Here is a 19,449-nt window from a genome sequence, read left to right on the forward strand (position 1 = left end):
TAAAACAGACAACTTTTTAACACTTTTTTAATCTTTAACCGTTGCACTTATTTTGAACTTTACCTACCTTTGCCTCTGGATGCGGAAAAGATTTTATCAATATTTGTACAGCTTATTATTTGCGTTGCTTACCGTTTTAGGATGGTACTATGGGCAAATTCAGCAGTATATTTCAACAGATATCTCTTCTGATCTTCATTTTACCACTGATCTTCTTGTTCATCAGAAAAAAAGCTTCAAAGAATCTTTTGCCTTTCTCAAAAATCATGAAGCTAATAATGCTTACAATGTCAGCCATCCCCGCTACAACAAAATCAGAGCAAACCTTTCTGAAAATGATAATGAAAATGACGACAATGTAGAATCATCGGGTTCTACAGAACTTATTGCTCTTTTCAAAGATGGCTTCTGGCATCTTATTTCAGGGTTTGTTACTACATTTCACAACAGACAAATTGCTGTTTCACTTTCTCAATCAGAACATTTAAAGACCTTACATGATGATCTGTACCTCCAGTACAGGGTCATCCGACTGTGATTTTATACTAATTTTTTTCGAAAACCTTATCAGCTTTCATATACTGTTATGAGAGCCGGTAACTCTATTTTTTCAATTATAAATTATTATAAAAACAATATTTATCATGGTCAAGAAAAGTCTCATGTATATCAACTTGTGCCTTATTTTCTTGTTTGTAGGCTGTCAATCTGAAAAAAAGGAAAAAACAGAAGCAGCGTCATTCAACGTTACAAGCCCTCTTATAAAAGATACTTTAGTCAACAAAGATTATGTTGCGCAAATCCGTTCTATTAATCATATTGAGCTTCGTGCCCAGGAAAAAGGATACATCCAGTCTATTTATGTAGACGAAGGGCAGTTCGTACAGAAAGGACAGCTGATGTTCAAAATCATGCCTAATCTTTACGAATCTGATGTAAACCGTGCCAAAGCGGAAACAAAATACGCAGAAATCGAATATCAGAATACCAAAAATCTTTCTGACAAAAATATCGTTGCTCCTCAGGAAATGGCTATGGCTAAAGCAAGATATGAAAAAGCCCAGGCTGAACTTTCTTCAATGAATACCCATTTGAGATTCACAGAAATCCGTGCTCCCTTTACTGGAATTGTAGGAAAATTACACGTAAGAAAAGGAAGTCTTGTAGATGAAGGCGAGCTGGTAACTGAACTTTCAGACAACAGCAAAATGTGGGTATACTTCAATGTTCCTGAAGCTGAATATCTTAACCAGATGGATGCGAAAAAAGATGACAATCCATTGCATGTACGTCTGAGAATGGCCAATGGCAAAGAGTTTACACAAGACGGCATTGTACAAACCATTGAGTCTGATTTTGACAATGAAACAGGAAATATCGCTTACAGAGCTACTTTCCCAAATCCAAAAGGATTATTAAGATACGGTGAAACCGGAAACATTGTTATTACTTCACCTTATGCCAATGCGATGATGATTCCGCAGAAAGCAACTTTCGAAGAGCTGGAAAAGAAATATGTCTATGTGATTGGTAAAGACGGCAAAGTACATGCAAGAGAAATAAAAGTGGCTGCCGAATTACCGCATATTTATGTCGTTTCTTCAGGGCTTAGCAAGGATGAAAGAATCCTACTTGAGGGTCTTAGAATGGTTCAGGAAAACCAAAAGATCAGTTCAAAATACCAAAAACCTGAAAAAGTAATGTCGAACCTGGATCTGTACGCCGAGTAACCCAAAAGCAGCATTATGTTTAAAAAAGTAATACACCGACCGGTTTTCGCCATTGTGATATCGGTTGTGATCCTGTTTATGGGAGGAATTGCCATGAAGCAGCTTCCTACGGAACAGTTTCCAAAAATTGCCCCTACCACAGTAGCTGTTTCTATTGCTTATCCGGGAGCGAGTGCAGATGTATTGGTAAAATCATCTTTGATTACGATTGAAAATGCCATCAATGGAGTTCAGGGAATGCGTTACATCACTACCGATGCCACCAGTGCCGGAGAAGCTACGGTAAACGTTGTCTTTGATCCCGGAACCGATCCCAATGAAGCGGTAGTTCTGGTAAAAACCAGAGTGGATCAGGTAATGCCTTTATTACCCGAATTGGTACAGAAAGAAGGAGTTGTGGTAAACCCGATTCAGCCGAGTATGCTGATGTACGTAAACCTTTACAGTACGAATAAAAGTATGGATGAAAAATTCCTGTACAACTACTCTATGGTAAATATCATCCCGGAAATCAACCGTATTCACGGGATCGCAAAGTCTCAGATTCTGGGAAGCCGTAGATATGCCATGCGAATCTGGCTGAATCCTGACCGTATGCGTGCGTATTCTATTTCCGTAGATGAGGTGATGAAGGCCATTGGCGAGCAGAGTATCATCGGACGTCCGGGAAGAATCGGGCAAAGTTCCGGTATTGCAGCACAGTCGCTGGAATATGTATTGACTTATAAAGGACAATATAATAAACCGGAAGAGTATGAAAATATCATTGTCCGTTCCAACGCAGAAGGAGAAAATGTAAAGCTGAAAGATATTGCCAAAGTGGAACTTGGAAGTGAGTTCTTTGATATCTATTCCAATCTTGACGGACATCCTTCCGCATCTATCGTTTTAAAACAAAATTATGGAAGTAATGCCAATGACGTGATCAGAGATGTGAAAGCGAAACTGGCAGAAATGAAAGGAAACTTCCCTCCAGGCGTTGATTACAAAATCAGTTATGACGTTTCCCAATTCCTGGATGCTTCCATTGAGCAGGTAATGCATACGTTGAGAGATGCCTTTATCCTTGTAGCCATCGTGGTTTTTATTTTCCTTGGTGACTGGCGCTCTACTTTGATTCCTATTATTGCCGTACCGGTTTCTTTGATCGGAACTTTCTTTGTCATTCAGTTCTTCGGATTAACCATCAACCTTGTTACTCTTTTTGCATTGGTATTGGCAATCGGTATTGTGGTGGATAACGCCATTGTTGTCATTGAAGCCGTTCATGCCAAAATGGAAGACAGTAATATTTCGCCTTACAAAGCGGTAAAAGAAGTAATGGGTGAAATTGCAGGTGCTATTATTGCCATTACAGCCGTGATGGTAGCCGTGTTTATTCCTATTTCATTTATGACAGGTCCGGTGGGAACTTTCTATCGTCAGTTTTCTATTACCATGGCAAGCTCTATTGTGATTTCTGCGGTAGTGGCACTTACTCTGACTCCGGTTTTAGCTGCAATGTTATTGAAAAACCATCATGGAAAACCTAAGAAAGTCAATATTTTCACCAAAGCTTTAGACTCTTTTAACAGCGGATTTGATAAAATAACAGGAAAATACGCTTCATTCCTTAGAAAAATCGTGAGCCGAAAGGTGGTAACATGGGGAATTCTGATTGCTTTCTGTGCCGGAATTGTGATGATCAATAAAGTACTTCCGGGTGGGTTTATCCCGAACGAAGACCAGGGAACCATCTATGCCATTATCCAGACTCCTCCGGGTTCTACGCTGGAACAAACGAATAAGGTTTCCAGAACATTGCAGAAAATCTGTATGGGAGTAGACGGTGTGGAATCTGTATCATCTCTGGCAGGATATGAAATCATGACGGAAGGTCGTGGTTCGAATGCGGGAACCTGTCTGATTAACCTTAAAAGCTGGAACGACCGTGAGCATTCTGTAAAGGAAATCATGGAAGAACTGGAAGAAAAATCTAAAGATCTCGGAGCTACCATTGAGTTCTTTGAACCACCGGCTGTACCAGGATTCGGATCTTCGGGAGGTTTCTCCATGAGACTTCTGGATCTGAACAGAACAACCGATTATCAGGAATTTGATAAAGCCAATAAAGATTTCATTGCCCAGCTTAAAAAGCGTAAGGAACTTTCAGGAGTATTTACCTTCTTTGCAGCCAATTATCCCCAGTATGAACTGGTTTTTGATAATAATGCAGCGATGCAGAAAGGAGTTTCTATTGGAAAAGCGATGGACAACCTCAATATTCTGATCGGTAGTACCTATGAACAGGGCTTTATCCGTTTCGGACAGTTCTTTAAAGTATATGTACAGTCGTCTCCGGAATTCAGAAGACTTCCTACGGATATTATGAATCTGTATGTGAAAAATGACCGTGATGAAATGGTGCCTTATTCCGCATTTATGACGATGAAAAAGACACAGGGACCTAATGAAATCACCCGTTACAACATGTACAATTCCGCAGCAATCCGTGGACTTCCGGCTTCCGGCTATACAACAGCGGATGCCATTCAGGCCATCAATGAAACGGCGGCTAAAACACTTCCTCACGGATATAAAGTGGCATGGGAAGGATTGTCTTACGATGAGGCACAGCGTGGTAATGAAGCCATTTATGTATTTCTTGTTGTTCTGGTATTTGTGTATCTGGTTCTGGCCGCTCAGTATGAAAGTTTCCTTATTCCGTTTGCGGTACTTTGCTCTTTACCGGTGGGAGTTTTCGGGTCTTTCTTATTATTAAAAGCAATGGGACTTGAAAATGACATCTATGCACAGGTAGGATTGATCATGATTATAGGATTACTGGGTAAAAACGCAGTACTTATTGTAGAATTTGCAGTAAAAAGACGTCAGGCAGGAGATTCTATTCTTGAAGCAGCTGTAGAAGGTTCCAAGGCTCGTTTCAGACCGATTCTGATGACCTCTTTTGCCTTTATTGCAGGATTGGTTCCGCTTGTTTTTGCAAGAGGAGCCGGAGCGATCGGAAACCATACCATTGGAGCATCTTCACTGGGAGGAATGCTGATAGGAACGCTATTCGGAGTGATTGTAATTCCGGGGCTCTACTACATATTTGCCAAGTGGTCTGATGGTAAAAAAATGATTAAAGACGAAGATGAATCTCCATTAAGCGAAGACATGATCCATTATGAATAAAAGAAAAATATATCAATATGCAGGTCTGGCAGTCGTCTTATTAAGTCTTACTGCCTGTAAACCTATCGAAATCGTACAGCGTGCTGAAAATAAAACCGTCCCTGAAAAATACGGTTCAGCAGAAAATGACACTATCAATACGGGAAAAATGAAGTGGAATGAATACTTCAGTGATCCTCATCTTCAGGAGCTGATTAGTCAGGCTCTTCAGAATAATCAGGAACTGAATATTGTCCTTCAGGAAATTGAAATGTCTAAAAACGAAATCAAAGCCAAGAAAGGTGAATATCTTCCGTCTGTAGGTTTAAAAGCCGGAGCTGGCGTAGACAAAGTAAGCCGATACACCAATATCGGAGCGATGGAAGCCAATACCGAAATAGAACCCGGCAGAGAAATGCCTGAACCTTTATTTGACTTTGGAGTTGGTGCTCAGGCACAGTGGGAAACCGATATCTGGGGAAAACTTCATAATGCCACAAGAGCACAGGTACAGCGATATCTTGCGAGCATTGAAGGAAAGAATTTTATGACAACTCATCTTATTTCTGAGATTGCAGATTCTTATTATGAACTGTTGGCACTGGATAATGAGTTGGTTATTTTGAATCAGAATATCAAAATTCAGAATGATGCGCTGGAGATTATCAAAGATTTAAAGAAGAACGCCCGATCCAATGAACTGGCTGTACAGAGATTTGAAGCCCAGGTTCTGAAAACTCAGGGAATGCAGTATGATATCCAGCAAAAAATTGTTGAAACTGAGAATAAGATCAATTATCTGGTAGGAAGATTTCCACAATCCGTGGAAAGAAGTCAGGATTCTTTTGATTCTGTTGTTCCGCAAGCTGTGTATGGAGGAATTCCTTCTGAACTTTTGGAAAATCGTCCGGATATCAAACAGGCTGAATATGAACTGGCTGCCGCCAAACTTGACATTAAAGTAGCCAAAGCAAGGTTCTACCCTTCTCTTGACCTTTCTGCCGGAGTCGGGTTACAGGCTTTTAATCCGCTGTATATCATCAAACCTCAGTCGTTCCTGTTCTCTCTTGCAGGAGAACTTACTGCTCCACTGATCAACAGAAGAGCGATTAAAGCGGCTTATAATAATGCCAACGCCAAACAGATTCAGGCGGTATATCATTATGAACAGACTGTTTTGGGAGCTTATATTGAGGTAGCGAATCAGTTGTCTAAAATTCATAATCTGGAAAGCAGTGTGAATATCAAAACGAAGGAAGTAAATGCTTTAACCAAGTCGATCGATATTTCTAATGATTTGTTCAAATATGCCCGTGCTGATTATATGGAGGTTTTACTGACTCAAAGGGATGCCCTGGAATCAAGGTTTGAGCTGGTGGAAAAGAAAGTGAACCAACTTAAAGCAAGTATTGCTGTATACAGAGCACTAGGCGGCGGTTGGGATCAGGCTCCTTTGGAGGTTCCGGACATTACCAAACAATAAATTCTTTTCAATCTTGTTTTTATAGGAGTCTGCCGAGTGGCAGGCTTCTTTTTTTAGGTTTTGGCTGAAGCCTGATGATTTTTTAATCTTTGGTAAACGGGCTAAAGCCCGTTCCTATTGAATGTTTTTTTTCCCACAGATCGCACAGAGAGGCTGGCTTCTTTTTTTTTGATGTTTTTTTAATCTTTGCTAAACGGGCTAAAGCCCGTTCCTATTGAATAGTATAGAACGACTATAAAATAAACAAAAAGTCTACAAAATAAATAGACTTCTAATTTTAATTTTAATTCACACTTGAAAATTAACTTTTTTATCATTTTTTAACATTTGCAACAATTCATTCAATTAATTGATAATCAATTTCTTATTTTATTAAAATCTAAATCACAATTATTAACCCACTAATTTAGTAGACTAATATGATTTATCTCATACTCTCCTTTTATAGGGGTTTGTCATTTATTAAATAATTTTGACCCAGTTAAAAAAATCATAAACTTTATTCTCATGAATAAGAATACCTTTAATTCTTACCTATGCACCATTACGGCGGCAGCTTCTGCACAGCAAAATTGTTGTGGAAAGTCTGCCCTTTCACAGCACAACCACATTTCTCAAGACATGTGCTTTGATATGATGGGCATGATGATGATGTGCTAACTTTTTAAGAGATACATTCATTACTGTAGGAATTAAAGCCAAAGAATTCAAGGCTTCTTTCATCCGGGTACATCTTCTGTAAATTTTAATCTTCCATTTTTGATATCCTCCCTGAAAAAGGAGGCAGGGAATCATTATTTCTTACGGAGAGATCAGCAGTAATACACAATTCAGTTTTAAACCTAGATTAATATAATGAAAAAGAAACAATGCAAGCTTGGTGTATTGGCCTTACTGCTGTTCGCGGAATATGGTTTTGCCCAAAGCAAAGACAGTCTTTCCAAAGAAACCTCCATCAAAGAAGTAGTGGTGGTAGCTTTTGGAAAGCAGAAAAAAGAAGAGATTACAGGATCTGTACAGTCGCTGAAGGCTAAAGATCTCTCTAATCTTCAAAATGGAAATATTCTTCAGGGAATTGGAGGAAAAGTAGCTGGGGTACAGGTGATTTCCTCAGGACAGCCAGGTTCCCAGCCTACCATCAGAATGAGAGGAATAGGTTCTATCAACGCGTCCAGCGATCCGTTAATTGTACTGGATGGTATTCCGTACAGCGGAAACCTGAACAGTATTGCAGCATCGGATATTGAAAGTATTTCTTTTCTGGAAGATGCCTCTTCAAATGCTCTGTATGGTTCCAGAGGAGCCAATGGTGTTATTATTGTGAACACCAAAAGAGGAAAAAGTAAAGGCGTAAGTATTGAAGCCGATGTAAAAACAGGGGTTAATTTCAGATCTATTGAAGATTATTCGGTCTATACTTCTCCTCAGGATTATTATACCGCTTATTATAACCGAGCCAGAATTGGCGAAATCGCAAGACTAAAACAACCGGGAGCGGTTCCTTCAGGTCCGTCTCCTCATGATGTGGGACTTTCAGCATTGACAAAACTTGGGTATAATGTGTATAATGTTCCTTTTAATCAGCTGATATCAAAGGATGGCTCTTTTAATTCTGATGCGAAATTACTGTATCAGGATGATTGGAAAAAACTACTTTTCAGACCTGCTTTAAGGCGAGAAGCTACAGTAGGTATCAATGCTAATGGAGATCAGGTAAAATCTTACACTTCCCTTAATTATCTTGATGATAAAGGATATTTAATCTCGTCAGGTTTTGAAAGATTCGGGATCAGATCTAATGTAGATTACGCTATTACTTCAAAACTGAAGCTGACCAGCGCTTTATCTTACACTTACAGCAAGCAGGATTTCGGTGAGACCGGAGGTTTCTCCAACCCTTTCCAGTTTGCCCGAAACATTGCCCCTTTCTATCCTGTTTTTCTGAGAGACAACAATTACCAGAGGCTTTATGACAGTTATGGAAATGCTTTATATGACTATGGAGACGGCCAGGGTCCTAACGGAGCTACAAGATCTTATGCGGTGTTTGAAAATCCTGTAGGAAACCTTCAGAAGAATAAATCACAGATCGTAAGTAATGTGACCAATCTTAATCTTGGACTAAATTATGAAATCATCAAAGGACTGGATTTTACCTATAATTTTGGTGCTTATCTCGAAAATACCAGAAACCTTCAGTTCGGAAATACGGAAGGAGGAACTTCATCTTCTGTGGGAGGTACTATTTCGCAAAGTTCAAACTTTAAATATACACTGAACCACCAGCAGTTGCTTACCTACCAGAAAAAACTGGGAAATCACAGCTTCAACCTCCTTGTAGGACATGAGCTGAATAAGATAAAAGATGATGGTTTTTCAGGATCAAAACAGCAGCTTTTATTACCTGACTCACAAGCTTTTGATAATGCTGTGAAAATTACCGGATTATCAGGAAGCGGCTATGAATATGCTGTAGAAGGCTATTTCACGAGGTTACTTTATAATTATGATGGTAAATATTTCTTCAATGCTAACATTCGTAGAGATGGTTCTTCTGTATTTTCTCCGGAGAGCAGATGGGGAAATTTTTATGGACTGGGACTGGCATGGAATATCGCAAAAGAAGATTTCCTTAAGGACAACAGCGTGATTAATTCTTTAAAATTAAAAGCTTCTTATGGCCAGCAGGGAAATGACAACATCCTTTTAATCGGCTCTTCAAGAGACTACTATGCTTATCAGGATATCTACGGAATTAATAACTTCGGAAATGACAAGCCTGTTCTATCTCTTAAAAAACAGGGAAACAAAGATTTAAAGTGGGAAACTTCCAAAAACCTGAATGCCGGTTTTGAAATTTCACTTTTAAAAAACAGAATCAACCTGAATGCTGATTATTTTGAAAGGAAAGTTTCAGATATGATCTACACGCTTCCTCTTCCTCCATCTAATGCGGGCTCCTATGTGAAGTACGGAAATATCGGAGATATGACGAACAGAGGTGTTCAGGCTAATGTAAATGTGGAGATCCTTCGTGGAGATGAATTCCAGTGGAATTTTTATGCGAATGCTACTCATTACAAAAACAAGATTACAAGATTACCGGCCGAGCAGAGAAATACAGGGCTTGTTTCAGGTTTATTTATCCTGACGGAAGGTGGAGACCGTTACACGTATTTCCTCAAAGAATTTGCAGGAGTAAATCCTGAGAATGGTGATGCTTTATGGTATCGTACAACAATCAACCCAACCACTCAAAAGGAAGAAAGAACAGTAACCAATAATTATAAGGAAGCCACCGATTATAACACAGGAAAGTCTGCCATTCCAAAGGTATATGGAGGATTTGGGACAGATTTCAGTTTTAAAAGATTCAATCTGGCAGTGAACTTTGCTTACCAGTTTGGAGGTTATGGCTATGATGATATTTACAGAAGTTTATTCCATTCTGACAGCTATGGTTCTAACTATTCTACTGATCTGGATAAAACCTGGACTCCGGAAAATACAACAGCAGCTTTACCAAGAGTAGATCTTACAGCTACGAACCAGAACGGAAATTCAACATTGTATCTGATCAAATCGGATTATATCAGTCTTCAGGATGTAACCCTTTCCTATCAGCTTCCTGAAGGCTTTGCACAACAGGCAGGATTATCAGGATTGAAAATTTATGTGACAGGGAACAATCTATACCTATGGTCAAAGAGAAAAGGATATGATCCAAGAGCTTCACTGACAGGAGTTTCTGATGCTTATCGTTATTCTCTGCTGTCCAGTGTCTCTTTAGGGTTTAAACTTAATTTTTAAAAGAACAGGAATGAACACAATAAAATACTTTATAACAGCTGCAACCCTAAGTTTTTTGGCGACCAGCTGTGCTAATGATCTCAATACGTTGCCGGAAGGAGATATTTCCGGAGAGCAGCTCAATAACGATGCAAACAGTCCGGAAAAAATCCTGGGAGGAATCTATCTTGATCTTCGAAGCAATGGTGCAGGCGGTACTAGCGTTCACTCAGATTTCGGAATCATGGGAATTAAAGCAGGTGCTGATCTGATGTCCAATGATGTGATCCAGTCTACCAACCAGCATTTAGGAATGTTTTATAATTACGAAGCCACCAATGCCAGTAATATTGCTTCTGAGATTGTATGGACTACTTTTTATGCAAGAATATTCGTGATCAATAAGCTGCTGGATGGTTTGGATAAAAATGCCAATGCAAAAAACAGGGCAATTGCAGGACAGCTACTCGCTTTAAGAGCCTATTCTTACTTTTATCTGGTTCGTTTTTATGCCAATGATTATAATGGACATCAGTCTGAACCCGGACTTCCATTGGTTCTTACCGCAACTAATCCAAGTCAGGGACTTCCAAGATCAACGGTTGCTGAAGTGTATACGCAAATCAAAAAAGATATAGAAGAATCCGTTTCGCTTTTAGATACATATGCCCGCCCTTCCAGAGCCCAGATAGACCAAAGAACTGCCAAAGCTATTGCTGCCGAAGTATTTCTGGAAACAGGAGATTATCTTAAAGCCGCCAAATACGCTGAGGAAAGCAAGCAGGGAATTGCCCTGATGACTGAAGATGATTATACCAACACCGGATTTTCCAACATCAATAATCCAGAAGTAATATGGGGTTTTCATAATACCATTTCCACGATGAGTATCGGAAATTATTACGCTTCTTTCTTCTCCATGTTTGATAATACCAATGAAGGTTATGCCGGAGCTGCACAGATCCGTAAGCTGATCGATAAGCGCCTTTATGAAGCCATTCCGGCAACAGATTACCGTAAGAAAGTATTCAATGGAAGCCAGAATGCAGCGTATACTTTTAATGGAAAAACAAAAAATTATCCGCCTTATGTAAGCTGGAAATTTAAAGATCCTACGCTCTTTGAAGGAGATTATATTTACATCAGAGCTTCTTCATTATATTATATACAAGCGGAAGCCCTTGCCAGACAAGGACGGGAAACAGAAGCAAGACAGGTATTGTTTGAAATTACCTCAAAAAGAGATCAGGCTTATACATTGTCTACAAATTCAGGCAGCGAGCTGATTAATGAAATTGTCCTGCAAAAGAGAATAGAACTTTGGGGCGAAGGTTATGCCTGGTTTGATATGAAAAGACTCAATACTCCTTTAGAAAGAGTATACACAGGAACGAATCATACTTTTGGAAGATTCAACCTTACCCCGGATAAATTCAGATTCCAGATTCCTAATAAAGAGATTAATAATAACCCACAAATCAAACAGAATGAGTAGATAAACAGAAACAATTTTACATTCAAATATATTCAGTGACGAGGCACCATTTACTTGTAAGTGGTGCCTTTTTTATTGACTAATGTAAGATGCTGACATTTTTTTGACTTTCACTTGCTAAAAATCTTTGATTTTTTCGCGCCTTAAATTATACATAGAATTAAAAAAACTTTGCGTCTTCAAAAAACACAAATAAGAAAGGTATAATTGGAAAACGCAAAGACGCAAAATGGTATTAAGAAGGTTGCTATAAGGCGCAAGGATTTTATCTGCGATAAAATTGAATACTGTTTATTTTCAAGTCTCTTGCAGATTCTTTATTTTATAACAATATCAGATTTGTAATGATCTTTCACCAGTTCACCATTTTTATACAACCTCTGATTAACCACCTTTCCTTTTTCATTAAAGTAAAGCCACAAAGCATTTTTTCTTCCCAAAGAATCCAGACGTCCCATTTCTTTCGGCATTTTATTGTTATGAAGAATCTGAACAGGGTATAATCCTTTCAGGTCTTTCAGGGAATCCATTTTTGCAGGGATCAGTTCAGAGTCATTCCCGATTTTGAAAATATATTTTTTTCCTTTATCACTATTCAAAATCAGTTCATCACCTGAAATCTTATATTTACCTTCTGAAAAAGATGCTGTTACAATCTGATCATAGCTTACATGTTCTGTTTTTAAAAATTCGAAATTTCCATCTTTTATATAAAGTGAATAACTTCCATTTCCCGATTCCAATTCAACATATTTAGGATATTCTTTATCTTTTTTACAGGAAATAATGGAGAAAAGAAGTATAAAAAGGCAGATAATTTTAATTTTCATAAGAACTAAATTATTAAAATATCCTGAATAACATAAGAGTAGATCACTATTCTTGTTATTTCCTGTCTCCTACTCTACCTTCCTTCAAACTCCCGGAGTTTTCTTTTCATCAGCTTAATTTCTGCAGATTGGGTTTTAAAAATATTTCTCTGAAGGATAATCAACTGTGGATCGCTGAGGTGTACTTTTTCAGATATCAATAGGGCTGCTGCATGATGAGGAATCATACTTTTTACAAACTGCCTGTCATCCACATTCACCTGTTCTCTGATTCCAAACCAGGAAAACAGACTTGTCACCACTCCAATACTTACAATGATCCAATTGAGTGTTTTGTTCCTGTACCTCTTTCGCATGACCCATAATTCAATAAGTAACATGGCTGAAACCATCATGAGAGTCATGTATAAATTATTAATATTTGAAATAAAATTTCTCGGGTTGTCTATCATCGTGTACATAATGATATACATAAAACAGAACATCATCAAAGCCATAAGTACAAATCGGCTGTACATTACAGAAGAATTAATTAAATGTTTTTTATTTTCTTTCAAAGAAGAAACTTCATTTTTACGCTTCATATTTTCCATAAGAGAGGGCACTGTAAATAATATTATATAATTCAAAAACTTGTGATAAAAATAATAATATTTATCTGACAGGTTTATGCTTATACTCATAATAATTGACGAAAATACTTCCTTGTACAATCAAAAGAAAAAGATATATTTGGGAACTCAAATCTTTTGAAGTGCTCAGTTGCAAAATGATTTCAATGAGAATAGTTTTCATTCCCCACCTCAATTTTCAGCTCTAAAACATTAATAATGACCAAAACACAATTATTTTTCACCGGTATATCTTTCACCCTGCTATCTTTTACCGCTTCAGCTCAGAAAAAAAATACGTATGTTCAGAAAATTGACAGCATTATCACGGCTTCCAGCCCCATAAAGTTCAATGGTGTTGTTTTGGTCACACAAAAAGGAAAAGTACAATATCTGAAATCCAACGGTTATAAGGATTTTGAAAAAAAGATTCCTTTGAAAACAGATGATCAGTTTGAAATCATGTCAAACTCTAAGCAGGTGACCGCTGTTTTAGTTCTACAGGCTGCCGAACAGGGAAAACTGGATCTTCATACTCCTATCAAAAAATATCTTCCTACTCTTACTCAAACCTGGGCAGATACAGTAACAATCCATCATCTCCTTAACCATACTCACGGAATTACCAAACTGGAAAAACCCTCTGCTTTCAAAGCCGGTTCTCAGTTTAAATATGGTAACCTCTCTTACATGATGCTTGGAGAAATTCTTAAAAATACAACAGGAAAAAGTTTCACGGAACTTTCCAATTCTCTTTTCAAAAAACTAAGAATGGATCAGACTTTTGTTTATAACCCAAAGAATAATCAATCTCTCGTTCCCGGTTATATGAATGAAAACAATCAGTTTGAAAAAGTGAAAGAGTCTTTTCTGAATGAAGATATCGTTCCTGCTGCAGGAATTATTTCTACCGTACAGGATCTGGCAAAATGGGATCAGGCCTTATTTAAAGGAAAATTGTTATCTCCTGAATTTCAAAAACAAATGATGACTCCTTCTACCCGTTCTCAACATGATGTATTTGGAAAAGAAAGCATGGGATTCGGGTATAATGTAAGGTTCATCAAAGAAGCAGGTCTGGATTATTTTGCCGTGACTGGCCTTGGTGATGGGTTTACCTGTCTTAACACCTACTTTCCTTCCACAGATACCACATTGATCATCCTCGAAAATCAGATGCCTAAAAGCAGTGAATACTGGAGTTTCAAAGAAGCTTCACTAAAAAATGCCGTTCTAAAAGCAATCACGGCTAAATAAAACCCAAAACTTAAAAAAAAGTATCTACCAAAGGCTTTTAAAATACACAGCATGCAATTTTATCGCAGATAAAATCTTTGCGTCTTATAACAACTTTATTAATACCATTTTGCGCCTTTGCGATTTTCCAACTCAACCTTTCCTATTTATGGTTTTTTGGAAAATCGCAGGGGCACAAAGTTTTTTTTAATATTATATTTTTTAAGGCTTAAAAAAATCAAAGATTTTTAGCAAGGATAATACTTTTTACAATTTTTGAAAATCAATCCCGAATATGGTAGGGATTATACAATTCTTTTTAAAGCCTTTGTTTTAAGAACAGAGAAAGGTTTTTCTATTATAAATCTATAGAATAAACCTCCAAGTATGCAGGCGAAAAGGCATACAAGAAGACTTATATTATCTGAAGTTTCAAGTTTAAAATAATTAAACCCTTCTTGCACTAAATGAATGATTCCTTTATGTGAAAGGTAAACAGCATAAGATAAAGCGGCCAGTTGAGCAGTGAGATAAGATTTTGTCCGATACAGGAAAGATGATTGAGAAACTGCAGCCATAAGAATGACTCCAAAACTTATAGCTACCAATGTAAACCCAAATATGGAAGCTGTTTTTGAAGCCTGCTCATTACACACCCGGAAAGAAATTCCCAACAGGATAATTCCTACAAAGAAAAGTCTGTTCCCGTTGTTATTCACTATTTTTTTGAATTGTGATGAATACTGCATTAAATATCCTATCAAAACACCTATCCCCAAACCATCCAACCTTGTATGAGTGGGGTAATATATTTTCATATACCATAGTTTCCAGAAATCAGCGGAAGCTGTATCCAGCCCTGTGATATATTCATTCCATGTCATCATTCTGGCTATCATAGAAAATCCAATAACAGCTATCATCAGAACTGCCAGATGTTTGAAAAGTTTTGCAGGGATTAAAATTAAAAGAAACAAGGGAAGAATAAGATAAAACTGCTCTTCGATACATAAAGACCATGCATGGGAAAAGGTTCCACGGTTGATAACATCCAATCCATAGTTTTGGGTAAAAGTAACAAACTTCCATAACGGAGATAAAGCTTCACGTTCCCTGAAAAAAGGGAATGTAAAATAAAGGAAAAGCGTAAAAAAGTAAGCCGGAATAATCCTGAAAAACCTTTTTATATAAAATATTTTCAGACTGATATTTCCTTTATTCTTTATTTCTTTCAACAATTGTCCTGAGATCAGGAAACCGCTTAAAACAAAGAACAGATCTACTCCCGTCCAGCCAAACCTTCCGATACTGTCTATCCAGTCAGGATGTTTGAATGCCCGGTAATGATACATGAGCACTAATAAAATTGCAATCGCTCTGAGATGATCTAACCCATAAAGCCTTTCTGAATGTTCCTTCATTATTTTTTTATGCAAATGTGGATGAATTCCAGACTTATTTCTGGCATAGAATCCGGACAACTGCCTATTCAAGATAAACGACAAAATATGCAGTTTATACCGTGAATAATGTAGTCTGTCATTATTTTAAAACCATTAGCATAACATTTTCCTAAGGTTACTTAAGATTTTATATTTTTGGGGATGATGAAAACTCTGTCAGAAATTCAGATCAGACAAAATCTATACTTCCAGCTGCTCTTCTGGACGGCTTTATTTTTATTCGGAACAGTGAGAATGTATGGAGAATATGATGGTGAAGCTTCCAAAGAGTTGATTATTTATAATTTTTGTCACTGGATTTTCCAGATTGCAGGAGCCAATTTTATTTATTTTGTATTGATCCGCAATTTTTTTGATCAGAAAAAGTATATTGAATTAATCCTGTCTATTCTTCTCAGCCTTTATATTATTTCTGTCATTAACCGTTTTTTTATCGTTTATATTGCAGAACCTCTATTCATCAATGAACTAAAAGACAGTCCTTTTGATATTTTTACAGATATTCCTTACCTGCTGCTTCATTACACTTTTCCGATTATCAGTGGTTCCTTTATCTTTACTTCAATCATGTTTATCATACGGTATAAGGACGAAAAAGAACGTACTCTCAAACTGCAGAAGGAAAAGACGGAGCTGGAACTTCAATCTCTCAAATCTCAGCTCAATCCTCATTTTCTTTTTAATACCCTGAATAATATCTATTCTCTGTCCATCAGCCATTCCGAAAAAACTTCCCAATCCATCAGTCAGCTTTCAGATATTCTGGATTATATTTTATACAAAGGTCAGAAGAAATGGGTGCAGGTTTCTGATGAACTGGATATTATAGACCAATATATTGCTTTGGAAAGCCTCAGATATCATGAGGAAAGGTTAAAAATTCAGAAATATATTACCATCCATTCTCCCAATACCATTCCGCCACTGCTGTATCTTACTCTGGTAGAAAATGCTTTTAAACACGGCGCCGGAAAAAGTTCGGAGACCACAGAAATAAGGATTGAGATCAAAACGAATCAACAGTATTCTGTTTTTACCATTGAAAATACTTTTTCGGACCACCCGACAAATCATGAAAAAGGAATAGGACTCCAGAACATACAAAGGCAGCTTCAATATCATTATCAGGAGCATTTTAGCTTTCGAATGTTAAAGGAAAACAATATTTTTAAAGTAGAAATAACAACACCTTCCCATTATGATTAACTGTATTATTGTAGATGACGAACCTTTAGCTGCATCATTACTGGAAAATCATATCTCAAAAATTGAGGATTTGAAGCTTACAGGAAAAGCTCAAAATGCAATGCAGGCCTATAAAATACTGCAAAATCAGTCCGTTGATCTGATGTTTCTGGATATTCAGATGCCTCACCTCAATGGAATTGATTTTCTGAAGTCCTTACCTCAAAAACCGAAAACTATTTTCACCACTGCCTATCGGGATTTCGCTATTGAAGGTTTTGAACTGGAAGCTGTAGATTATCTTCTGAAGCCCATTACCTTCGAACGTTTTTTCAAAGCTGTAGAACGTATATTGAGAAATGCGGACGGCAATAAAGAAGACTTTATCATCATTAAAACAGAAGGAATGCACCGCAAGCTTTCCCTTTCAGAGATCCTCTATTTTGAAAGCCAGGGAAATGATATCAAAGTGGTATTAGCAACCCAGGAAAGCTTTATTTCAAAAAGTAAAATAACAGATATTGAGAAAATCTTATCTGGTAAAGGCTTTGTAAGAATCCACCGATCTTTTATCATTAATGCTGCTTTCGTAACTGCCTTTAGCAATAACGAACTGATTGTCAGTAAGCATCAGATCCCTGTTGGAAGAAGCTACAGACAGGAGTTCGATTCCTTTATAGCCACTTTTTCAAAAAACAAATTGTGATAAGTTCTTTAATTTTAAATCATAAAATTACATTTTTAACATTTATTTTAAATTAATTTTTAGTTCAATCTTACTTAAAGGATTTTCAATCTGTTTTTCAATGCATTACATCTTTCCAACAATCAAAAACCTATCTCAAACAGACATCACAGCACTGTAATAAAAGAGAATTAATCTCATGATTACCAAACTTTTATATAAACAATGAAATCCATAGCATCAGCAGATGATCACGTATAAATATTAAAAAAAAGTGTTACTTTTGCTTTAACGAATAAAATTGTTTTTTAGCTTTTTTATGAGTAACTTTATGTGCACCAAGTTATAAAACATTAAAATTCATTCCATGAGAAAAATAATTCTACTTATTACATGTTTGTTCGGTATTTCAGTTTTCTCACAGATCAAAGTGTTGAAAAATGAAAGTTTGGTGGAAATTGGTAAAGATAATTCCGTTGGTCTCTATAAAAAGGAAGATAAATTTACAATCAATTACCAGGATCTGAACACCAGCAACCTGAACACAATCCGATCTTTTTCATTCCAGAATCTTAATGGAGATGTAGCCGGATTATATAAACTTATTATGGATGGTTTTGTTTCCACTCCAGAAGAAAATGTTGTATTGGAACTGCCCAATGATATCATAGAACTTCATTATGAAAAAAACTATGGTCAACAAACCATGCAGTTTATCCAGGTGATCAACAAAAACAGAAAATACATTGGAAAATCCCAGTTTTTAAACCAAAAACAGGTGCAAAAAATCTTTGGAAGAACCAATGGAAAGTATGCTATGTATGATAAACCTGCTACGATAAACCCAACGGGTAATAAAGGAGCCACAAATACAGCCTCTACAGCAACTCCTGCATCAGGCGGAGCCAAGAAAAAATCAAGAAAATAATTATATTTTATAAATATTGCGAAACTCATTCTATCGGATGAGTTTTTTTATTTTATTTTTGCAAAAAGATAGTAAAACTTATGCCGCTTCAGATAATCAATTTAACCAAAAAATTTGGTGAGCAGACTGCCCTTGACAATATCAACATTTCTATTGATAAAAATGAGATCATTGGTCTTCTTGGCCCAAATGGTGCCGGAAAATCTACCCTGATGAAATCTATTGTCGGTGCACTGAAAATTGATCAGGGAGAAATTATTTTCAATGGCATGAATATCTCAGATCATGAGATTGAAAGCAAAAAGAAAATCGGTTTTCTTCCGGAGAATAATCCGCTTTATCTGGAGATGTATGTGAAAGAATACCTTCAGTTTGTTGCCAACATCCATAAAATCTCTGAGTCCAGAGTAGATGAGGTCATCGAACTGGTAGGAATTACTCCCGAAAAAACCAAAAAGATCGGACAGTTATCTAAAGGATACAAACAACGTGTAGGGCTTGCACAGGCCATTATTCATCAGCCGGATTTACTGATTCTGGATGAGCCTACCAACGGTCTGGATCCTAACCAAATCATTGAAATCCGTAATGTGGTAAAAGAAATCGGACAGCAAAAGACTGTTTTACTATCTACCCACATCATGCAGGAAGTGGAAGCGCTTTGCTCAAGAGTCATTCTGATCCATAAAGGAAATATTCTTCAGGATTGCCCTATTGACGAATTTAAAGGCAAATTTGAAAGCCTGGAAGATGCTTTTGCAAGTTATACCGCATAAAGAATAATAGGAAGCCGTCTCACAACTGAGGCGGTTTTTCTTGTTAAAAAGTAAATAATTTTTATATATTTTGATTTGTTTT

15 protein-coding genes are annotated in these 19,449 nt (G+C 37.1%); 11 read left to right on the forward strand and 4 right to left on the reverse strand.

The window, feature by feature from the left end; genetic code table 11:
• Positions 1–103: 103 nt before the first annotated feature.
• The 4 genes from NK356_RS19050 to NK356_RS19065 all read left to right on the forward strand — a co-directional run bounded on the left by NK356_RS19050 (position 104) and on the right by NK356_RS19065 (position 6,369).
• Complete coding sequence (locus NK356_RS19050) at positions 104–538, forward strand: hypothetical protein (protein WP_253317757.1); 435 nt, start codon at positions 104–106, stop codon at positions 536–538.
• Between the two features lie 106 nt (positions 539–644).
• Positions 645–1,730 carry an efflux RND transporter periplasmic adaptor subunit gene (locus NK356_RS19055; RefSeq protein WP_034696421.1) on the forward strand — a complete coding sequence of 362 codons (1,086 nt, stop codon included), beginning with the start codon at positions 645–647 and terminating at the stop codon, positions 1,728–1,730.
• 15 nt (positions 1,731–1,745) lie between these two features.
• Entirely contained in the window at positions 1,746–4,907 is a 3,162-nt protein-coding gene (locus NK356_RS19060) for an efflux RND transporter permease subunit (protein WP_253317758.1), read from the forward strand.
• Entirely contained in the window at positions 4,900–6,369 is a 1,470-nt protein-coding gene (locus NK356_RS19065) for a TolC family protein (protein WP_253317759.1), read from the forward strand. The genes NK356_RS19060 and NK356_RS19065 overlap by 8 nt, the downstream gene beginning before the upstream one ends.
• Positions 6,370–6,963: 594 nt before the next feature.
• On the opposite strand, the gene NK356_RS19070 is transcribed toward NK356_RS19065, so the two are convergent.
• The gene (locus NK356_RS19070; RefSeq protein WP_034696416.1) at positions 6,964–7,164 is read right to left on the reverse strand and encodes a hypothetical protein; all 201 of its coding nucleotides are present in this window, start codon (positions 7,162–7,164) and stop codon (positions 6,964–6,966) included.
• Between the two features lie 60 nt (positions 7,165–7,224).
• Between NK356_RS19070 and NK356_RS19075 the strand changes: the two genes are divergently transcribed.
• Complete coding sequence (locus tag NK356_RS19075; RefSeq protein WP_253317760.1) at positions 7,225–10,179, forward strand: SusC/RagA family TonB-linked outer membrane protein; 2,955 nt, start codon at positions 7,225–7,227, stop codon at positions 10,177–10,179.
• 10 nt (positions 10,180–10,189) lie between these two features.
• The gene (locus NK356_RS19080; protein WP_253317761.1) at positions 10,190–11,653 is read left to right on the forward strand and encodes a RagB/SusD family nutrient uptake outer membrane protein; all 1,464 of its coding nucleotides are present in this window, start codon (positions 10,190–10,192) and stop codon (positions 11,651–11,653) included.
• Between the two features lie 317 nt (positions 11,654–11,970).
• Here the strand turns inward: NK356_RS19080 and NK356_RS19085 are convergent, their stop codons facing one another.
• Together NK356_RS19085 and NK356_RS19090 are read right to left on the reverse strand one after the other, a co-directional pair.
• Positions 11,971–12,483 carry a hypothetical protein gene (locus NK356_RS19085; RefSeq protein WP_253317762.1) on the reverse strand — a complete coding sequence of 171 codons (513 nt, stop codon included), beginning with the start codon at positions 12,481–12,483 and terminating at the stop codon, positions 11,971–11,973.
• 74 nt (positions 12,484–12,557) lie between these two features.
• Complete coding sequence (locus tag NK356_RS19090; RefSeq protein ID WP_253317763.1) at positions 12,558–13,067, reverse strand: DUF305 domain-containing protein; 510 nt, start codon at positions 13,065–13,067, stop codon at positions 12,558–12,560.
• 246 nt (positions 13,068–13,313) lie between these two features.
• On the opposite strand from NK356_RS19090, the gene NK356_RS19095 reads away from it, so the two are divergent.
• Entirely contained in the window at positions 13,314–14,351 is a 1,038-nt protein-coding gene (locus tag NK356_RS19095; RefSeq protein WP_253317764.1) for a serine hydrolase, read from the forward strand.
• A 284-nt stretch (positions 14,352–14,635) separates the two neighbouring features.
• Here NK356_RS19095 and NK356_RS19100 read toward each other — a convergent pair whose 3' ends face one another.
• Positions 14,636–15,751, reverse strand: a complete 1,116-nt coding sequence (locus NK356_RS19100; protein ID WP_253317765.1) for an acyltransferase — start codon at positions 15,749–15,751, stop codon at positions 14,636–14,638.
• A 183-nt stretch (positions 15,752–15,934) separates the two neighbouring features.
• On the opposite strand from NK356_RS19100, the gene NK356_RS19105 reads away from it, so the two are divergent.
• The 4 genes from NK356_RS19105 (at position 15,935) to NK356_RS19120 (ending at position 19,367) form a co-directional block, all read left to right on the forward strand.
• Complete coding sequence (locus NK356_RS19105; protein WP_253317766.1) at positions 15,935–16,999, forward strand: sensor histidine kinase; 1,065 nt, start codon at positions 15,935–15,937, stop codon at positions 16,997–16,999.
• Complete coding sequence (locus NK356_RS19110) at positions 16,992–17,684, forward strand: LytTR family DNA-binding domain-containing protein (protein WP_051934354.1); 693 nt, start codon at positions 16,992–16,994, stop codon at positions 17,682–17,684. The genes NK356_RS19105 and NK356_RS19110 overlap by 8 nt, the downstream gene beginning before the upstream one ends.
• A gap of 346 nt (positions 17,685–18,030) precedes the next feature.
• Positions 18,031–18,591, forward strand: coding sequence for a hypothetical protein (locus tag NK356_RS19115; RefSeq protein ID WP_253317767.1), 561 nt, complete (start codon positions 18,031–18,033; stop codon positions 18,589–18,591).
• A gap of 80 nt (positions 18,592–18,671) precedes the next feature.
• Positions 18,672–19,367: an ABC transporter ATP-binding protein gene (locus NK356_RS19120; protein ID WP_034696404.1), complete on the forward strand. Its 696-nt coding sequence runs from the start codon at positions 18,672–18,674 to the stop codon at positions 19,365–19,367.
• The last annotated feature ends 82 nt before the right edge of the window (positions 19,368–19,449 follow it).

It is taken from the genome of Chryseobacterium sp. S0630, from assembly GCF_024158915.1.
Taxonomy (GTDB): domain Bacteria; phylum Bacteroidota; class Bacteroidia; order Flavobacteriales; family Weeksellaceae; genus Chryseobacterium.